This is a genomic window from Streptomyces phytophilus, from assembly GCF_013870535.1.
In the GTDB taxonomy this organism is placed as follows: Bacteria; Actinomycetota; Actinomycetes; order Streptomycetales; family Streptomycetaceae; genus Streptomyces; species Streptomyces phytophilus.
The window spans coordinates 1-1,159 of record NZ_JACBXC010001616.1; the positions used below are offsets into that span (position 1 = coordinate 1).

1 protein-coding gene and 1 pseudogene are annotated in these 1,159 nt (G+C 73.5%); one reads left to right on the plus strand and one right to left on the minus strand.

The window, feature by feature from the left end:
* Positions 1–256 (minus strand): annotated as a pseudogene (locus H5J30_RS34650) (hypothetical protein); the annotation flags it as partial.
* A 222-nt stretch (positions 257–478) separates the two neighbouring features.
* On the opposite strand from H5J30_RS34650, the gene H5J30_RS34655 reads away from it, so the two are divergent.
* On the plus strand, positions 479–1,159 hold a 681-nt coding region (locus H5J30_RS34655), incomplete at its 3' end, for a response regulator (RefSeq protein WP_181791773.1).

The window sequence follows — 1,159 nt, forward strand, 5'->3', positions numbered from 1 at the left end:
TCGTCAGCGGCGGCGCGTCCCGCACCAGCACGGCCGTCGTCCGCTGCCGCTCCGTGCCGCGGCTGCTCAACTCCTCGTGCACGGCGGCCCCCGCGCCCCAGGCGGCGGCGGTGCCGCCGAGGGCGAACAGGGTGACGGCGCCGACCGTCGCCCAGCCCTCCAGTACGTCCGTACGCCGCCGGAAGGGGTTGCGCCGGCTCCACACTCTGCGTACCGGGCGGTAGCTCTCGCGTCCCGCGCCCGCGTCCGCGGCCATCGGCACCCCCAATCCGCTTTCCCTACCGGCCGGGTGAAGGCCCTCTCCCACCGACTGTCGCACTTCCGGCCCGTTCCGGCGAGAACCGGGCGGACGTGCCCGCCCGGGTCGTAGCATCCGGGTGCCCCGGACGTGCCGGTCATGGGCCCGTTCGGCCCTACCCCGCAGTACGGCCGGCCGAGGACGATCGAGCCAGCCGAGCAGGAGCTGAAAGGTGCCGACGTGACAGTGGAAAGGCAATTCTCGGCCGCCCGCCCCATCAGGGTCTTCCTCGTCGACGACCACGAGGTGGTCCGGCGCGGCCTGCGCGACCTGCTGGAGTCCGAGCCCGGCATCGAAGTGGCGGGCGAGGCGGGCACGTTCGCCCAGGCGCTCGCCCGCGGGCCCGCGCTGCGGCCCGACGTCGCCGTGCTGGACGTGCGGCTGCCGGACGGCGACGGGATCGGGGTCTGCCGCGAGCTGCGCTCGCGGATGCCGGACCTGGCGTGCCTGATGCTGACGTCGTTCGACGACGACGACGCGCTGCTTGACGCGATCATGGCGGGCGCCTCCGGATACGTGCTCAAGCAGATCAAGGGCGGCGACCTGGTCTCGGCGGTACGGACCGTGGCGTCCGGGCAGTCCATGCTCGACCCCGCCACCACCGCCCGGCTGATGACGAACCTCCGCCGCGAGGACCCCGCTTCCGCGCCGGGGAGCGAGGTGCTCGCCGGGCTGTCGCCGCGAGAACTCGACGTGCTGGAGCTGATCGGCGAGGGCCTGACGAACCGGCAGATCGGCCAGCGGCTCTACCTGTCGGAGAAGACGGTGAAGAACCACATCTCCCGGCTGCTGGCCAAGCTGGGCGTGGAGCGCCGGATACAGGCGGCGGTGCTGGCCAGCAAGACCCACCGCCCGCCGGGC